This window comes from Paucisalibacillus algeriensis (assembly GCF_000577245.1).
Lineage (GTDB): Bacteria > Bacillota > Bacilli > Bacillales > Amphibacillaceae > Ornithinibacillus.
In genome coordinates this window covers 679,683-695,905 of record NZ_CBYO010000022.1, presented here as the reverse complement: position 1 = coordinate 695,905, position 16,223 = coordinate 679,683, and the positions used below count along the sequence as shown (strand labels likewise).

Annotated in this window: 20 protein-coding genes, 1 pseudogene and 1 other annotated feature; of the genes and pseudogenes, 15 read left to right on the top strand and 6 right to left on the bottom strand. The window is 34.4% G+C overall.

Annotated elements, in window-relative coordinates; translation table 11 throughout:
* Window positions 1-14: 14 nt before the first annotated feature.
* From TY11_RS19555 to TY11_RS19530, 6 genes are all read left to right on the top strand, one after another.
* A complete protein-coding gene (locus tag TY11_RS19555; protein WP_042150235.1) occupies window positions 15-464 on the top strand; it encodes a GNAT family N-acetyltransferase in 450 nt (149 codons plus the stop codon).
* Window positions 465-605: 141 nt separating this feature from the next.
* Window positions 606-959, top strand: coding sequence for a P-loop nucleotide/nucleoside kinase family protein (locus TY11_RS19550; RefSeq protein WP_231495887.1), 354 nt, complete (start codon window positions 606-608; stop codon window positions 957-959).
* Window positions 960-1,094: 135 nt separating this feature from the next.
* The gene (locus TY11_RS19545) at window positions 1,095-2,039 is read left to right on the top strand and encodes an MBL fold metallo-hydrolase (protein WP_042150232.1); all 945 of its coding nucleotides are present in this window, start codon (window positions 1,095-1,097) and stop codon (window positions 2,037-2,039) included.
* Window positions 2,040-2,129: 90 nt separating this feature from the next.
* Complete coding sequence (locus TY11_RS19540) at window positions 2,130-2,342, top strand: hypothetical protein (protein WP_042150231.1); 213 nt, start codon at window positions 2,130-2,132, stop codon at window positions 2,340-2,342.
* A 12-nt stretch (window positions 2,343-2,354) separates the two neighbouring features.
* Entirely contained in the window at window positions 2,355-3,005 is a 651-nt protein-coding gene (locus tag TY11_RS19535) for an HAD family hydrolase (RefSeq protein ID WP_042150229.1), read from the top strand.
* A gap of 22 nt (window positions 3,006-3,027) precedes the next feature.
* Window positions 3,028-3,372, top strand: a complete 345-nt coding sequence (locus TY11_RS19530; protein ID WP_042150226.1) for an ASCH domain-containing protein — start codon at window positions 3,028-3,030, stop codon at window positions 3,370-3,372.
* A 188-nt stretch (window positions 3,373-3,560) separates the two neighbouring features.
* Here TY11_RS19530 and lspA read toward each other — a convergent pair whose 3' ends face one another.
* A complete protein-coding gene (lspA, locus tag TY11_RS19525; RefSeq protein ID WP_042150223.1) occupies window positions 3,561-4,049 on the bottom strand; it encodes a signal peptidase II in 489 nt (162 codons plus the stop codon).
* A gap of 243 nt (window positions 4,050-4,292) precedes the next feature.
* Window positions 4,293-5,747 (bottom strand): NADP-dependent glyceraldehyde-3-phosphate dehydrogenase, encoded by a 1,455-nt coding sequence (locus TY11_RS19520; RefSeq protein WP_042150220.1) that lies wholly within the window; start codon window positions 5,745-5,747, stop codon window positions 4,293-4,295.
* Between the two features lie 284 nt (window positions 5,748-6,031).
* Window positions 6,032-6,294, top strand: a binding site (T-box leader).
* A gap of 87 nt (window positions 6,295-6,381) precedes the next feature.
* On the opposite strand from TY11_RS19520, the gene TY11_RS20945 reads away from it, so the two are divergent.
* Both TY11_RS20945 and lysS read left to right on the top strand, forming a co-directional pair.
* Window positions 6,382-6,567, top strand: a complete 186-nt coding sequence (locus TY11_RS20945) for a hypothetical protein (RefSeq protein ID WP_231495886.1) — start codon at window positions 6,382-6,384, stop codon at window positions 6,565-6,567.
* On the top strand, window positions 6,567-7,841 hold the full coding sequence (gene lysS / locus TY11_RS19515) for a lysine--tRNA ligase (protein ID WP_231495885.1): 1,275 nt from the start codon (window positions 6,567-6,569) through the stop codon (window positions 7,839-7,841). The genes TY11_RS20945 and lysS overlap by 1 nt, the downstream gene beginning before the upstream one ends.
* Window positions 7,842-8,075: 234 nt before the next feature.
* Here lysS and TY11_RS19510 read toward each other — a convergent pair whose 3' ends face one another.
* Both TY11_RS19510 and TY11_RS20565 read right to left on the bottom strand, forming a co-directional pair.
* Complete coding sequence (locus TY11_RS19510) at window positions 8,076-8,342, bottom strand: hypothetical protein (protein WP_042150217.1); 267 nt, start codon at window positions 8,340-8,342, stop codon at window positions 8,076-8,078.
* Window positions 8,343-8,654: 312 nt separating this feature from the next.
* Window positions 8,655-8,798: a hypothetical protein gene (locus TY11_RS20565; protein ID WP_155982746.1), complete on the bottom strand. Its 144-nt coding sequence runs from the start codon at window positions 8,796-8,798 to the stop codon at window positions 8,655-8,657.
* A gap of 210 nt (window positions 8,799-9,008) precedes the next feature.
* Here TY11_RS20565 and TY11_RS19505 point away from each other — a divergent pair, with 210 nt between their 5' ends.
* The 3 genes from TY11_RS19505 (at window position 9,009) to TY11_RS19495 (ending at window position 10,968) form a co-directional block, all read left to right on the top strand.
* A complete protein-coding gene (locus TY11_RS19505; RefSeq protein WP_042150215.1) occupies window positions 9,009-9,857 on the top strand; it encodes a patatin-like phospholipase family protein in 849 nt (282 codons plus the stop codon).
* Between the two features lie 148 nt (window positions 9,858-10,005).
* Window positions 10,006-10,260 carry an acyl-CoA thioester hydrolase/BAAT C-terminal domain-containing protein gene (locus TY11_RS21155; protein ID WP_042150212.1) on the top strand — a complete coding sequence of 85 codons (255 nt, stop codon included), beginning with the start codon at window positions 10,006-10,008 and terminating at the stop codon, window positions 10,258-10,260.
* A gap of 273 nt (window positions 10,261-10,533) precedes the next feature.
* Complete coding sequence (locus TY11_RS19495) at window positions 10,534-10,968, top strand: hypothetical protein (protein WP_042150210.1); 435 nt, start codon at window positions 10,534-10,536, stop codon at window positions 10,966-10,968.
* A gap of 202 nt (window positions 10,969-11,170) precedes the next feature.
* Here TY11_RS19495 and TY11_RS20940 read toward each other — a convergent pair.
* Window positions 11,171-11,640 (bottom strand): annotated as a pseudogene (locus TY11_RS20940) (LysR substrate-binding domain-containing protein); the annotation flags it as partial.
* Window positions 11,641-11,735: 95 nt separating this feature from the next.
* Window positions 11,736-12,650, bottom strand: coding sequence for a class I SAM-dependent methyltransferase (locus tag TY11_RS19490; protein WP_042150206.1), 915 nt, complete (start codon window positions 12,648-12,650; stop codon window positions 11,736-11,738).
* Between the two features lie 447 nt (window positions 12,651-13,097).
* Between TY11_RS19490 and lepB the strand changes: the two genes are divergently transcribed.
* The 4 genes from lepB to TY11_RS19470 all read left to right on the top strand — a co-directional run bounded on the left by lepB (window position 13,098) and on the right by TY11_RS19470 (window position 16,170).
* Window positions 13,098-13,643, top strand: coding sequence for a signal peptidase I (lepB, locus tag TY11_RS19485; RefSeq protein WP_042150203.1), 546 nt, complete (start codon window positions 13,098-13,100; stop codon window positions 13,641-13,643).
* A 64-nt stretch (window positions 13,644-13,707) separates the two neighbouring features.
* On the top strand, window positions 13,708-14,181 hold the full coding sequence (locus TY11_RS19480; RefSeq protein ID WP_042150201.1) for a DinB family protein: 474 nt from the start codon (window positions 13,708-13,710) through the stop codon (window positions 14,179-14,181).
* A gap of 173 nt (window positions 14,182-14,354) precedes the next feature.
* Window positions 14,355-15,050, top strand: coding sequence for a Pr6Pr family membrane protein (locus TY11_RS19475; protein ID WP_042150198.1), 696 nt, complete (start codon window positions 14,355-14,357; stop codon window positions 15,048-15,050).
* A gap of 508 nt (window positions 15,051-15,558) precedes the next feature.
* Window positions 15,559-16,170, top strand: coding sequence for an FMN-binding negative transcriptional regulator (locus TY11_RS19470; RefSeq protein WP_042150195.1), 612 nt, complete (start codon window positions 15,559-15,561; stop codon window positions 16,168-16,170).
* The last annotated feature ends 53 nt before the right edge of the window (window positions 16,171-16,223 follow it).

Sequence of the window (16,223 nt, the reverse complement as noted above, 5' to 3'; positions counted from 1 at the left end):
CCCACGGAGGTTCTATGGAAAGATACACAATAAGGAAAATTGACAATTTAACACAGGTCAACCTAAGGACACTGATCGAAGAAAGTCAGAAGGAAGGGTTTCGTTTTTTAAAACGATTAGTACACGAATATGAAAACGGTTCAAACATATTTGATAAACCTGGAGAGGCATTGTACGGTGTGTTTGATGAAAGAGGTAGAATTATTGCAATAGGTGGGATTAATAAAGATCCTTATAGTACGGAAGATGATATTGGGAGATTAAGAAGGTTTTATGTAGCAAAGGAACTCCGAAGAAATGGCATAGGTCGGATGTTGGTACAGAGGATTATGTATCATTCCTCTATTTTTAAGGTCATTGTTTTAAAGACGGATACGGAACAAGCAGATACGTTTTATAAATCTCTGGGATTTAGAAAAAAAACACTCTATTCTAAATCAACCCATTATCTAGAGTTAGGATAACGATTTACGGTGGAACGAGTTGGTAGAATGAGTGTAATTTGCTTGGATTGTCTCTATAAAACGGAGTGTGAAGAGGATGTTACAAAAAGACATTATTAATCTTTTAATTAGGGAAAATAGTGATTTTCATACGTCGTATTTATGTGTGGAATAGCAGGCTCCGGTAAAACTACTTTTTCCAAAAAATTAGAATCAGAAGGATTTTTACGCCTTTCCATTGATGAGGAAGTATGGTCGACTTATGGTGGGTATGGAGTGGATTACCCTACGGAGAAATACAGGGAGTATCTAGATGAATCACATAAAAAAATACGTAACAAGTTACTTAAACTTATTCAAGAAAAAAGAAAAATAGTTTTAGATTCGAGCTTTTGGAGTCGATCAGAAAGAGATGAATACAAACAGGTAATCGAAGAAAATGATGGTAAGTGGAAACTTATTTACTTGAAAGTGGATGCTGATGAACTGCAACAGAAGACTGGAAATCAGAGGTGAGCGGTTTGATGCGAATGCTGCTTTTCCAATTACGAAGGAGATTTTATCATCTTTTCTGGAGGGAATTGAAGAGCCTAAAGGTGAGGGAGAAATCGTACTAGAAAAATAGTTTGGGAGAAAAGGAGGGAATATAGAATGGAAATTTCAAGCAAACATTTCACACTTGAGAAAGTCAGCCGAAACGCCTATGCAGCAATCGCAAAAGAAGGTAGTGGTTCTGTCGCTAATGCGGGCTTTGTGGACCTTGGTGGGAAATCAATTGTTTTTGATACGTTCAATACACAGCAAGCTTCTGAGGATTTAAAGACATTTGCCGAAAGCATAACTAATCACCCAGTAACATGGGTAATCAATAGTCACTGGCATGGAGACCATATACGCGGAAATCAATCATTCAAGGAACGTACGATTATTTCCAGTGGTATTACTTTTTCAAAAATCAAAGAATTACATCCTTCCAGAATTAATACACAGAAAAATGATCTACAAGGATTATCCAACTATATAAAATCCCTACAAAGTCAACTTACCCACAGTGAAGATAAAAGACTAGCGTATCAAATCAACTTCTTAAAAGAGCTAGAAAAGTCATTACCTACATTAGAGCTTATTTTACCTAACCAAACTTTTACTAGTGAACTATCATTCCACGGAGAAAATTGCAATGCAAAGCTTTTTACTTTAGGAGGAGGGCATTCTGTTTGTGATTCTGTCCTTTATATTCCAGAGGACAAAGTAATTTTTATGGGTGATTTACTTTTTGTGAAATGCCATCCAACATTTTTCGAAGAATCGAATCCTTCTATTTGGGTTGAGATTTTAAGAAGGATTGAAGGATTGGAATTTGATATTGCTATTCCAGGACATGGTCCTGTTGGAACGAAGGAAGATGTAACTAAGCTTATAACTTACATAACTGATATAAAAGAAATTGTTATAGAAAACGATAGATTCGAAGAAGTAGAAATACCTGATACATATAAAGACTGGGAATCTCCAGAGGTTTATCAACAAAGTTTAAAAATGTTAAGCCAGGATGTAAATAGTCTTGCTTATGACGACCTGAAGAGGGAGAGTTAGTCATAGGTCATTTAATAAAAGAAACAGCATTTTTTGATTTGTATGTTTTACATGACGGTGTGTATGCTGGAATTGCAAAGGCGGGTCAAGGTGCTTGGAGTAATTACTGTACCTGTCTCCTATAAGATAAATTCTAAGAAAGATGATTTAGAATTAGAGGGGACAATAAACCTTGATTCCAATACATTGTTTATCACCACTACATGTTCCGATTGTAGAATTGCTCTGCGAAGTAATGAAATTAAGATTGAACTGAAGTGGGATGGCAATGAAGAGACGTTGGTTTTGACAAAGCAGAAGTAATGGAGGTTAATTATGACCCAAGTTCAAGAACAAGTAAAGTTTATCTTTCTAGATGCAGGGGGTGTTCTGTTTGATACCCCGATTAAAGGCGAAGGCAGAATTAGAAACCTATTAATGGGGAGAGGTTACCAACTATCAGCAATTGATGCTGCTATTACGAAGGCAAAACATCATACTAAAGCATCTTTTATTACAAACTGGAATGAGGAAGAAATCTATTATAAAAGTTTGTATGGAGGGATCGCTAGAGAAGTAGGAGACGAAAGATTAACAAATGAACTACTCTACTTAACCCACTACGCAGTTCATTGTGAGCTTTTTCCAGAAGTGATAGATTTATTAGAGGAGCTTAGTAAGAATTATAAGTTAGCGGTTATATCGAATGCTATGCCAAGTATGGATTGGGTATTTGATAAGTTAGGGATTCGACAATACTTTCACACTATTATTCTTTCAGCCTTCGTAAAAGAGGTAAAGCCCAATAAAGCTATCTATGAGATTGCCCTTGAACAAGCAAAAGCTCGTAAAGAGGAGAGTATATTCATCGATGATAAATTGGAAAACATCGAGGGAGCTGAAAGAGTGGGGATAAGAGGACTTTATTTAGATAGAGGTAAGAAGAATTTGAATGATTTGATGCATGAAGAACAGTTGCTTAAATAGTTTTAGGGGGAGAACGGAACCAATGAAAGGACTAATCATTAAATCACCATGGATTGAATTAATCTTAGATGGGCAAAAGACCTGGGAAGTCCGGGGTTCAAACACGAAAATTAGAGGAACTGTTGCATTAATTAAAAGTGGTTCAGGCAAGGTGTTTGGAGAACTAGACCTTATTGATAGTATAGAATTGACATTGGAAGCTTATCGAGAAAGTAAGAAGCTTCATGGTATACAGAGTGAAGATGCTCTGGCATTGCCATATAAGAAAACATATGCTTGGATACTTGCGAATCCAAAAATCTATAAGGAGCCAATACCTTATAAGCATCCGATGGGGGCTGTAATTTGGGTGAATCTTCCTGAGTAATGTAATACTTATTAGCTTCAAAGATGGAATTTAAAAGTTAATTTAGAGAATGAGAAACGTTTAAATGGTCATAAACATATTGAAGGTAAAAGGTTCATGACAGGAGGATAAGAGGAGGAAAAAGATAATTCAACTTCTTGTAGGAGTATTATTTGCTTGACTCTCGAAAAAACCAGCCTATATTATTTTTAATCATCTATAGGTTGTTTCTCAGGAAGTATGCCTTTTGTAATGAACATGATCCCTTTACTTTTTAACCAACTAACTAATACATAAATAATAAGCAATAGCAATCCAATCTCGATAGCATGGTCGGCTATGTTAAGAACTCCACCAGAGCGAATGATAAAATCTGTCACCTGTCCAAATACAATTCTATCCACGCCATTTCCAATTGCTCCTCCGACTAGGAATCCAAAACTACTATCGATAAGAGTGCCCTTCATATCTTCGGTTCTGCGAAGATATGAAACTAGTATCACGAACAACACCGCTACAATTCCAAAGAGACGAGCATAGCCTGGGAATAAGCTTCCTGCCATCCCACTATTCTCGATATGCGTAAATTCAATGCCCAAGAAGGTAAATCGTTCATTAATGTCAATGTAGAAACGAATGAGGTATTTTGAAATCTGGTCCAACACAACAACAAGTACTGCGATGACATAAAATAACATTTATTGTCCTACTTTCTTGAAGAATAACCTGAATCTTTAATACCAGTATAATTGGAAACATGATTCTATTCTATTATGAAGCTTTCAAAAGTAATTCTCGAATTATTGATGATTCCTACATTTCATAAAATAATCCCGTACCACTATTATCGTGGTACGGGATTATCTTATGGTTTTAAATTAGAAGAATACTCTAATTGGGGCAACTCCAAACTTTGTTTCTAGTTTTTAATCTTTGTGAACTTACTCTGATATATTAAGAATTGTTACTTTTTCACGAGTCATGGATTCAATACTTTTACGGATTCCTTGAACTCCCATACCTGATCCTTTAACACCAATAAATGGGAAGTGGTCAGGTCCGCGCTCAGTACGCCCATTAATCTGGACAGAACCTACTTCAATTTTATTAGCTATCGAAAATGCTTTATTGATATCTTTTGTAAAGATACTTGCTTGTAGGCCATATTCTGATTTATTCGTCATGCTGATTGCTTCTTCATCAGAAGACACACGGATAATTGGTAGAACAGGTCCAAATGGTTCTTCCCATGCAACCTTCATGTCTCCAGTTACATGGTCAATTAAAGTAGGGAAGATTAGATTATCTTCTCTCTTGTTGCCTGTGATTAATTTAGCACCTTTTTCTATTGCATCCGTAATCAAATCTTGAACATAGTTAGCCGATTGATTGTTAATTAAAGGAACAACTGTACAGCCGTTTTCTGGAGAACCAACTAGTAATTTTTCTATTTCTTCTTTTAATATTCCTACGAGTTTGTCTGCCACGCAATCGTGTACCAGTACTCGCTTAATTGCTGTACAGCGCTGACCAGAATAAGAAAAGGCTCCGCTGATAATATGATTGGCAGCCTCATGTAAATCTGCATCTTCTCGAACGATACCAGGGTCTTTACCACCTAGTTCAAGGACAAGCGGAATCATCGCTGCCTTTTTCGCTAAATGACTTCCAGTGTTAGTACCGCCGGTAAAGGAAATCATATTAATGCCTTTATGTTCTACAATATAATCACCGATTACTGAGCCTTTACCTGTTACTAAATTAACAAGACCTTCTGGCAGTCCAGCTTTATGCAGTGCTTCAATCATTTTCGTCCCACTGAGGGCACCTTGTGTAGCAGGTTTGAAAATGACAGCATTTCCGGCTATTAATGCTGGTGCTATTTTTGCAGCTGATAAATTTACTGGGTAGTTGAATGGTGAAATAGCTAACACTACTCCCAATGGGACACGTTCGACAATGGCAATTTTTGATTTAGAGCCACCTGGAAAACTGTCTCCTCTCATACTTTCCCCTTGCATATGTTGAGCCTCTTCAATGGTATAACGGATGAAATCTGCAGTACGCAAGACTTCATTTTTGGCATCTTTTTTGCTCTTGCCAACTTCTTTCATAATGATTTCGGAAATTTCATCTTGCATACGGACTAATTCCTCAGCCCATTTATATAAATATGTGGCACGTTGCTGAATGGATGCTTTTGCCCAATCTTTTTGTGCTTCATGTGCAAATGTAATGGCTTCATCTACTTCCTCTCTGGTAATTGCTTGTACTTCACCAATTACCTCGTGAAGATATGGTGACTTGATTTCAATGGTTTCTCCTGATTGACTTTCTTTCCATTCACCATTAATATATATTCTATTTGTTCTAGTAGTTAATTCATAAGATGTCATTTTTTTCTCCTTTAGATAAAGAATTTGATAATCTCCTCAGTAACCAATCTCCACAAGCTTACGATTACCAAGAGAAAATCATTTAACGTATATTACATTACTATCACTATATGTTTATGGTCAACTACTATGCTCAAGTATTATTACTAGGTATTAATAGTTCGTTTACTCCTTAACTAAAGTGGGACATAGGGACAGGTTTGTTGTCCCATGCTTATTTTTAAAAGATTCGATTTGACTAAATAATCTATATGTTCTACAATAGATGAAATTATTACATCGAATAAAAGGCTATGAAGAGAAGAGTAGTTTTGAATCATTATTTTCAGAGAGCTCCGGTTGGTGGGATGGAGTAATAATATTCATTACGAAAAAAGACTTGGAGCTTCGCACGGATCTAGATATGTATAGTGATACTGCGACGGGATCTCCCGTTATAGAGATAGGGTATAATCATTTATTTAATTGCCGTACCCGAAGAGGTTGATATGGTGACATATCAATAAACTGAGGTGGTACCACGGAAGATATAACTCTCGTCCTCAAGATGCATAATCTTGGGGGTGAGAGTTTTTTGTTGCTTATTTTTTTTCAAAATCGATTAAACATAAGAATAGACTGGAGGTAAATTGCAATGGGTAATGAACAAAGAAACCTTAGAATAGAGAAGTTAAAAGCATTATCTTCTCAAGGGATTTCAGGGTATCCTGATAGGTTTTCAACTAATTATGAGTTGAATGAAGTGGCCCAGTTGGCTGATGAAACTACGGGTGTGCGAGTTGCCGGAAGAATCATGAGTGTGGGGAGTTTCAAAAATTAATGTTTATCAGCATTTCAAATGTACAAGGAAGTTTACAACTGCTATTAAAGTTGGATGAAATTGGTGAAGAGCGTTATAGCCAATTCCAAAAATATTTTGATATAGGTGATTTTATTGGTGTGGAAGGGCGTATGTACAGTACAAAAACCAACGAAAAAACCTTACGAATTGAAAGCTATGAATTTCTTGGAAAAGCATTACGAACGCTTCCAGAAAAATGGCATGGGTTAAGTAATGTTGAAATCAGGTATCGGCAACGTTACCTGGATTTAATGATGACGGAAGAAACCCAGAAGCGGATGTTATCTAGAATCAACATGGTACGCGCTATTCGTAGATTCCTAGAGGATAGAGGGTTCTTGGAAGTAGAAACACCTGTATTACAGCATACTTCTTCAGGGGCTATTGCGAAACCTTTTCGAACCTATCACAATGCATTAGATACGGAAATGAACTTACGAATTGCTCCGGAAACGTATTTAAAGCGATTAATCGTGGGTGGCTTTACCAATGTGTATGAATTTGCAAAGTGTTTTCGAAATGAAGGAATAAGTCACCAACATCTTCAGGAATTTACGATGGTGGAAGGATATGCTGCTTACTGGAATTACGAGGACACCATGAAATTATTGCGGGATATGGTTTTGTTTATATTGGAACAAGTTTTTCATTCAACCAGTATTACTTTCCAAGGTTATACAATCGACTTTTCACAGGAATGGGAAATTATCTCGTTTAGAGACTTAATTTTAAAAGATACAGGAATTGACATCGACCTGTATCCGGATGTAAAGAAGCTATACGGTGAAACATTGAATAGGAGTATTGAGTTAGAATATCCCGAGATAGAAACATTAGGGAGAGGAAATTTCATAGACCTTCTATACAAAAAAGTGAGTCGACCTAAATTAATTAAACCGACATTTTTAATTCAACATCCAATTGAATTATCACCACTAGCCCGGGCGAATGATGATCAACCAGAATTGCCTGATCGGTTCCAATTAGTTGTTAATGGAGCTGAAATCATAAATGCCTACTCTGAATTAGTTGATCCATTAGAACAGAGGAAAAGACTAGAAACTCAAGCAATGTTAAAGAGTAATGGAGATTTGGAAGCAATGGAAATGGATGAAGATTATCTAGTTGCCATGGAATATGGGATGCCACCTATTTCTGGTTGGGGATTTGGAATTGAGCGGCTTCTTATGGTGTTGACAGATAGTGATTCCATAAAAGATTGTGTATTATTTCCAATTACTAAAAAGCCATAGTGGAGTGGGGTATGGGAAAAGGTCACACAAACTTTTCCCCGTGTTCCCCCATTATGATAGGTTAAGATACTAACAAGCATGAAAATAAAACACCCGGTAATCATGAAAATTTGGAATATCCTTTTATCCTTTTTATTATCTTTTATAATTATGGTGCTTACAAGGCAACTGTAGATAATTACATAAATAAAACCTAACAAGAAAATTCCCATCCATTTCTGCTATTGAGAGAAATTACGAATGCAAAGCTCTGTGAACAAGGTACATTGCATGTTCAGCGTCTTTCTTCTTAACAGATACAACATATTGTTTTTCGAAATTCTGATTCATTCCGGAACTTCCAAAGTTTCCTCTTGTTGTGCCAGTTCCTAGCCAATTTCCTGAAGAGTCGTTAACCTTGGTAGTATATTTAATGCCTTCTCTATTTAAAGCTGATCTTACCTTCGAAAATTCTTCGATGGAGTAACCTAAATAAACATCTTCTTTACTAAAGAAAAACATATCCATCCCCCCAAAATGTAGAAAACTTAATCATTTATTTGCCCTGATACTTTGCATACGAATCTAAATCAATAAACGTTTCATTACATTTACTGTAATATTTTTGTGAAAATAAAATGGAGATAAACAACCTCTCGATAATGGTAACTTTGTTGTTACAATGGGGAAGGATGCTGAAGGTAAGTGGAAGTTTGATAACTTCTATACAAAATAATAGATAAAACGGTGGTTATCGTATACTGTTAATCCCCTCATGATATTACATCCAAATGTTCATGAGGGGATATATTTATTAAGAATGGAATGGGTAAATCATTCCTTTGTATTATTTCGATCTGTCCAGGTGTATAGCTCTGGGGTGTATAGTAGAGCTGAATTAATTCTTTCCTCAATAGTTAAATCTGTATTGCGCTTACGTTTTTGATCACCATTTCTTGCTTCTATTCGCTTTTTCACTCTAATCCCGCCTTTACTTAGAAAGATTTTGATTACGGCATGCTACTATTATCTTGCCAAGTGTATAGAGAAATACTCTACTTGCCAAAGGCATGAAACAAATTTTCGTTAGAAAGTTAGACTACTTACATTTATAATAAGAGAAGAGATTGAACCAAAAGTTGGAATTTTAGTTTTATAGAAGTATTATTTCGAACAAGAGGAGATTATATGGAAAATATAGGATTAGTATTAGAAGGTGGAGGAAGTAGAGGAGTCTATACTGCAGGAGTTCTTCGTTATTTAATGGAGCGTGATATTTATTTGCCTTATATCATCGGTGTATCTGCTGGTGCCTGTAATGGATCCTCCTATGTATCGCGACAAATGGATCGAAATAGAGCGGTGAACATTGATTATATTGATCATCCTGATTATTTATCATTTCGAAATTTCATTAAAAAAAGGCAATTATTTGGGATGGACTTTTTATTTGATAGCTTACCAAATGAATTGGAACCCTTTGATTTTGAAAGCTTTTATAATGCTGAGGAAGAATTCGTTGTTGGGGTAACAGACTGTATGTCAGGAGAGCCTGTTTTTTATAAAAGGGGAGACTATAAAAAAGATATACTTACAGTCATTCGTGCATCCAGTTCTTTACCTCTAGTTGCTCCTGTAGTTCCGTTTGATGGGCGAATGCTAATGGATGGCGGGATATCTGACCCAATCCCGATTAGGCAGTCTGAGAAAGATGGTAATCGGAAAAATGTTGTTATTTTAACAAGAAATAGAGGATATTCTAAAAAACCACAATCATTTGGCTGGTACTTCCGAAAAAAATATCGCGATTATCCAGGTTTATTAAAAGCGATGGAAAATCGTCATCGGATATATAATGAAACGCTAGATTATATCTTTGAGGAAGAGATAAAAGGAAATGTATTTGTAATCAGCCCAGTCGAAAGGCTAGATGTTGGACGTATTGAGAGAAATAAAGACAAGTTAACTGCATTATACAATCAAGGGATGGAAGATGTTGTAAAACTATCAGAGTCATTAAAGGAATTTTTATCTTGAAAATATTGTATTATTATTAGCACCCTAATCACCACCATGGGAATAGATACTGTCGTTGTGCTGATTAGGGTGTATTTTTAAACCGATATTTACAGGATGAACAACAATTGGAGGAAACAGCAAATCCAATTGAAAATATTATAGCGCAATGTTGTTTTTTGCCGGAGAGGATGACCATATCCAACCTGCTGTATTTTTTACGAAACGGATTGAAGGTCAACTACAAAAACATAAGCATAAAAAACAGAATAAGTTCATCTATTATGTAAGTGCGGGGCACTTTGCTCCATTCCCCTATAGCGCTCTCAACCTCCCCCAGATCACAGGAAACAGGCAATTTAATATGAGAATGCTTTTTGGCGGAACAAAAAAAGACAATGCGATGGCGGCAAGCGACTCATGAAAAAAACGGTAGAATTTTTTAACGAGACATTGAAGGATATAACTGAATAGGATTAATTTTACAGCCAGCACTTAACTTGTATTTAGCAGGATGCTAATACAGGACTCATTTTTATCATAGGCAATCGGTCGGGATGGATTACGATTATCGATGCAAATGATCAAACTTTTTTGTGAAATTGTTTGCAGTATTATGTCAATATCAATGTATTTAAAGATGCTGTACTACCGGGCAGGTTACATTAGAATATTTCAAAATAATGAGGGGGTAATTATGAATAAAGGAAAACTTCAAGTTTTATATATTATTAGCGTTTTAGCATTGCTAATGATTTTTAGTAATAGGTATTATACCAGTATTGGAGAGCTAAATTTTATAGTACCTGTTATTATTGTTTCTCTGTTAATAGGAGTGATAGGGGTATATTTATTTGGAAAAGATATAAGACTTTATAAAAACGTGTATTTCATAAGTTATATGATTACGATAGGCCTCGTATTTGTACCGGTTCTAGGGGTTTATATTGAAGATGGTAGTTATTTTTATGGATTTCCTGCTCAATGGTTTAATTATTATTCAAATGGCTATGTTAACTTTGAATTAGGAGGATTTTTATTTAATTATTTCATAATTTATTTAATTCTTCGTTTATTAAATAAAATATTATTAAGGTTTTTTAAGGATAACTACACAGAAACCAGTAATTGATATTCAAGTAATGGGTGTGTTACCTAAATAGAATGATGCAACCGTTATTTAACTATAGTTTAATAGGAAATTTGGAAGATAAAAAAGAAAAGGAAATAATCCTGTTTAGGGAATTTTCCTTTTCTTTTTAACCTTGTTGAGCTAATTCTATTTCATGATTGTTTATTTCTTCAGTATCACTAAATCAATTTAAAACAAGCTCTTAAAATGCCTCTACTGCAGAAGACAAATACTTTTTCTTTTTGATTAGCGTATGAGAATAGATTGGATCGAATTATTCCAAATGATTTAAGACTTTTAGTAAACCACTCTATACTTCTTCTTTAATCGTAATGTAAGGCAAGACAGAAATATTACTTCTCACTAGAACGATTTTTTCTTCACCTAGTGAATTATGAATGCAATTTATAAGTTTTATTTCTGGATAGACCATGAAAGCAACATCTACCCGCCCATTAATTAAGTCAATTTGGTTTTGTCCAGGTGTACCTTGGTTGATATTAATCTGCCATTAGGATACTGTAAGGAATATTCCTTTATTATTGGAGCTAATCTGGAGATGGTTAATGACTCCGGTCCAACTATTTTTAATGCGCCTTTAACTTCATTAGTGCTTTTCGTGTTCCTAATCTATTCGTGAGTCGAAAGTAAATCTTCTGCTAAAGGTATTAACGGCGAAATCCAGGTTTTAATTGATATTGTCACATGGAAAATAATAAAAGCCACTCAATCAACATAATGATTAAGTGGCTTATTTGATTTGAAAATTATTTCTTTACAGCGTGAATATAATGAATTGTCTCGAATGCAGACAAATAATCTTTCCTATTCGTAAAGAAAAGGTCATTTATCATAGCTGGTGAAAGATGTTCGTAAATTAGTAAACCTGAATTTTCTAATAAATTCTTAATTTCATTATAAGTGAAACTCGATTTCATTGGTTCTCCACTTGCTGAAGCCATTTTTACCATATTTTCCACTCTATTAGACATTCCTTTTTCTTCAAATAGTTTTTCATCTGCGTAGTCCAAAACAATAGAGCTACCCGAGGGAACGTTAGAAAATAAATGATTGATTAAGGCTTCATTTTCTTCTTTAGTTAAATAATATGAAACACCCAAAAGGCTAAAAAATGTTTTTTTGTTATCAAACCCTTCATCTATTAAATCTTGAAGAGAAAACTTAGTTGTAAAGTCCATAGAAACAAAATGAAGATGATCCGGGATAGTAAGTTTAGCAATCTCTAACTTTTCCTTTTTAAATTCTTGTGTAGCTGGGTGATCAATTTCAAATATCTGTAAACTGTTTTTTAACTCTGGATATCGGAAACCAAAAGTATCTAAACCAGCTCCAAGTATGACATACTGTTTTACTCCTAACTTAACTTCATTAAGTAATACTTTTTCAGAATAGGCAGAGCGCGCTAATGGTGTTGGGGAAAGCTGGACTTGTGTAATCCATTTTAAAATTTCTTTTGGATTATTTTTAAATTTTTGTCCAATATCTCTGTTGAAGAATTGAATACCGTTAACCATATTCTTGCTGATAGCTGAAAACTCTTCTTCGGAAATTAAATTGTTTGCAATAAAATCATCAAAAATTTTTGGTGTGTCATATTTACTATGATATGCTCGAGCGAAAGCCGATACCAAGGAAGTTAAACTGGACTCATTTTGCTTCATACCATCGTCCTCCTAAATAAAAAAATAAGATTCCCCTGGCCAGGAGAACCTTATTATATACAATAGAAAGACAATTGTAAATTATAGCACAAATAATTTTTTTTGTCAATAATTTAGGTGGTGTTTATAGAGAAAAGATGGTAATTAGTCTAAATCTAACTCAACTTTCAGATGTAATAACTAAAGACGGTGATTAACTAGAACCGCCTTTATCTATTGATAAAAATACTAATCATATTTTTGGAATATTATGTTAGTATAGAAATAGAGCTTTAGCTAAATACAGGATGGGGAAAGAAAAAATGTCTTATTTTATTTATCGAATTATCTCCCTAAAATTGATTCTAAGGGCTATGTAATTATTTGAAGCATGTGAATTTGAGTCATTTTGGGCTACTTCTATCGGGTATTCCAGGTGAGAACTGAATTGCGAGAGGATGAATGTGAATGGCAAAAGGTAATAATGGGATTAGGGACTGGATTAAGGCACTCTTTATTGCAATTATTTTAACCTTTATTATCCGTACCTTCTTATTTACGCCAGTTGTAGTTGATGGCTTTTCAATGGAACCTACTTTGCAAGACAAAGACCGAATGATAGTAAGCAAAATAGGTGAACCCAAAAGATTTGATATAGTTGTATTTCAAAAATCGGAGAGCGAAGATTACATAAAGCGTGTGATTGGATTACCTGGAGACCGTATTGAGTATATAGATGATCAATTGTATATAAATGGAACGCCTTACGATGAACCGTATTTAGACGAATTTAAACAAAAAATGGTGGATGGTCCTCTAACGGGCTCATTTACATTAAGAGAAACTCCAGTGGGCAGTGATGTAGTTCCAGAAGGGCATCTGTTCGTTATGGGGGATAATAGACAAGGAAGTAGGGATAGTCGTCATATTGGGGCTATTCCATTGGAAAAGATAATAGGAACAACAAACATTGTTTATTTTCCTATTAGAGAAATAAAGATCATCAGTAAGTAAAGTTATACTTACCATTAGTGGGAAAACGATTTTATACCAATAACAAGGAAGGAGACGGGTAAAAATGATCCACGCTAAAACGGTATTGGTGGACCAGTTATTAGCCAATGCAAATGATCGTAGTTGGTATGCTTCCTTTCAAGAATCGGTTGAGGGAATCTCTGATCAAGAGGCAAATTGGAAGCCTGATGGGGCAAGTCATAGTATCGCTGAAATTGTTCAACATCTTATCTATTGGAATGAAGTATGGCAATTAAGGTATGAAAAATCTAACGTTCATGTCGTGCAATCTATAGAAGATAATGCAGGCAGTTTTCTTGTCCCAAAAGATAGAAGTTTTGTAGAGTTGAAAGAACAATTACTGAAGGTGCTGTTACGCTGGCAAGAATTGATAACAGAAGAGAAGCTAGAATCAAATGTAAATGGTTTCCCTGTTGAGGCTCAGTGGTGGGCTTTAATTGGAAATGCTACTACACATAATGCTTACCATATCGGTCAAATAGCCTATATACACAAAATGATAAAAAACTTCTCCTAATATGGTCCAAACTATTTTCAACGAGGATAAGAAATTACACATTACCATTAACAAGAAGGATGGCTAAATTGGTAATGAAATGTACTTTAACTTTTAGGTGCTAGAGTTAAACATACCTTTTTCATTTTGAAAGATAAATGTCTATGTTGACTATTATGAAAGGAATAAATGTGATGGGTAATTTAAACGGAAAAGAAATGATGCTTAAATTAAAGTTACTTTTACATATCTTAATCTCATTAATAGGTTTCATCAGCGTTTTATTACATATTATCTATTCACCCGCACCTTTGATATCTACAACAAAATTCACAATTCATTCTAACCTCATTGTTTCCATAACATTTTTATTCAGCAGCTTAGTCATTTTGTCGAGAAAGGATGAGATTCCACTTCTGGATTTTCTAAAAAACTGCTCCATTATTTATATGTCCATCAATATTTTAACTTATCATTTCCTTCTCGCAAGCGGAGGAGAATACAGTGGAATTCGGATTATCACTAACTATACGCTTCATTACATGATACCAATACTCGTATTTATTAATTTTATTGTCTTTGAAATCAAGAAAAAGTACAGCTATAAATTCATCTTTTATTGGATGTTTTATCCTTTACTTTATACTGTTGTTTCAATGCTGAGAGGTTTATTTGATGGTTTTTATCCTTACTTTTTTTTAAACCCTAATGGAGAAATTCCAGTCGGTGTTGGCAGTTATTCGAATGTTGCATTATTCACTATCGCTTTTTTCTTTGCTTTGATAATTTTAGGTTATTTATTGATCACTCTAAATAAGATTCTTCTATACATCAATAATAAAAACAACCCATCTTCTAAACATGATTTAAGTAAATCAAATGTGGTTTGAATCGATAAAAAAGATACTTCAATGGATTTAATTGAATAGACTCACTTACCGTAAAGGGTCCTTTAGCATTCCGTGTTAAATTTTATTTCACTAATGGAGCGGTGTAGTTGAATAAGACTGTAAGGTAGGTTGACTTTAATGGCTTTTGATGGTAGAATATTCATAATATTATGTAAGGGAGTGAGGCTATGCAATCTAGAAACTTAATGAAGTTAACCTTGGGAATTAAATATTTGCGTCTCACTCATTCGGATTCATTAAATTTTAAAAAGTGATTTTCCATTTTGATGTGCGATTATAATAAAGCATAATTGATTCGAAAACAACATTCGAGCCACAGGGTTATATTATATAATTCTGTGGCTTTTTGACTGTTTTAAATCAATAAGCTTTTTTCTTAAGATTACTTCCAACTATTATATTTATTAAATTAAATAGAGAACAAAGAAATGTGGCGCAAGTTAAACAAGGTGATCAAAATAATTAATTTTTTGAAAGGTGGATACTTATGTATATCCCTAAACATTTTAAGGTCACAGACTTTGATGAAATCAGAGAATTTATTCAGAATAACTCTTTTGGAACAATTGTAACGACAAAACAAGGAAAGCCTATTGCCACTCATTTGCCTTTAGAGTTACATAAACAAGGAGATGATTACTATATAACGGGACACTTTGCTTATGCGAATCCTCAGGTGGAAACATTGGAGGATGATAGTGAAAACGTCCTAGTCATGTATCAAGGTCCGCATGCTTATATTTCATCTTCTTGGTATAAATCTGAAAATGTACCAACATGGAACTATCAATCTGTCCATATATATGGAACAGCAACTATTATGAGTGAACAGGAATTAGAAGAAGACCTTAAACTACTACTTCAAAAATATGAGCAATTTCGTAAGGACCCTGTTTTATGGGAAAATCTTTCTTCCCAAACTAAAAAACAAATCAAGGGAATTGTTGGATTTAAAATTAAAATACAAGAATCTCAAGCTGCTTATAAATTAAGTCAAAATCGAAATGAAGAGGACTATCAAAGCATCATTGATAAACTATATGAGGAAAAAGATTTAAACTCTAAGGCATTAGCTGAAGTGATGAAAAATAGAAAGTAATTTGATTAATCTTCGAAAAGGGGGATAGCCCAACCGGAATAAATAGACTATTA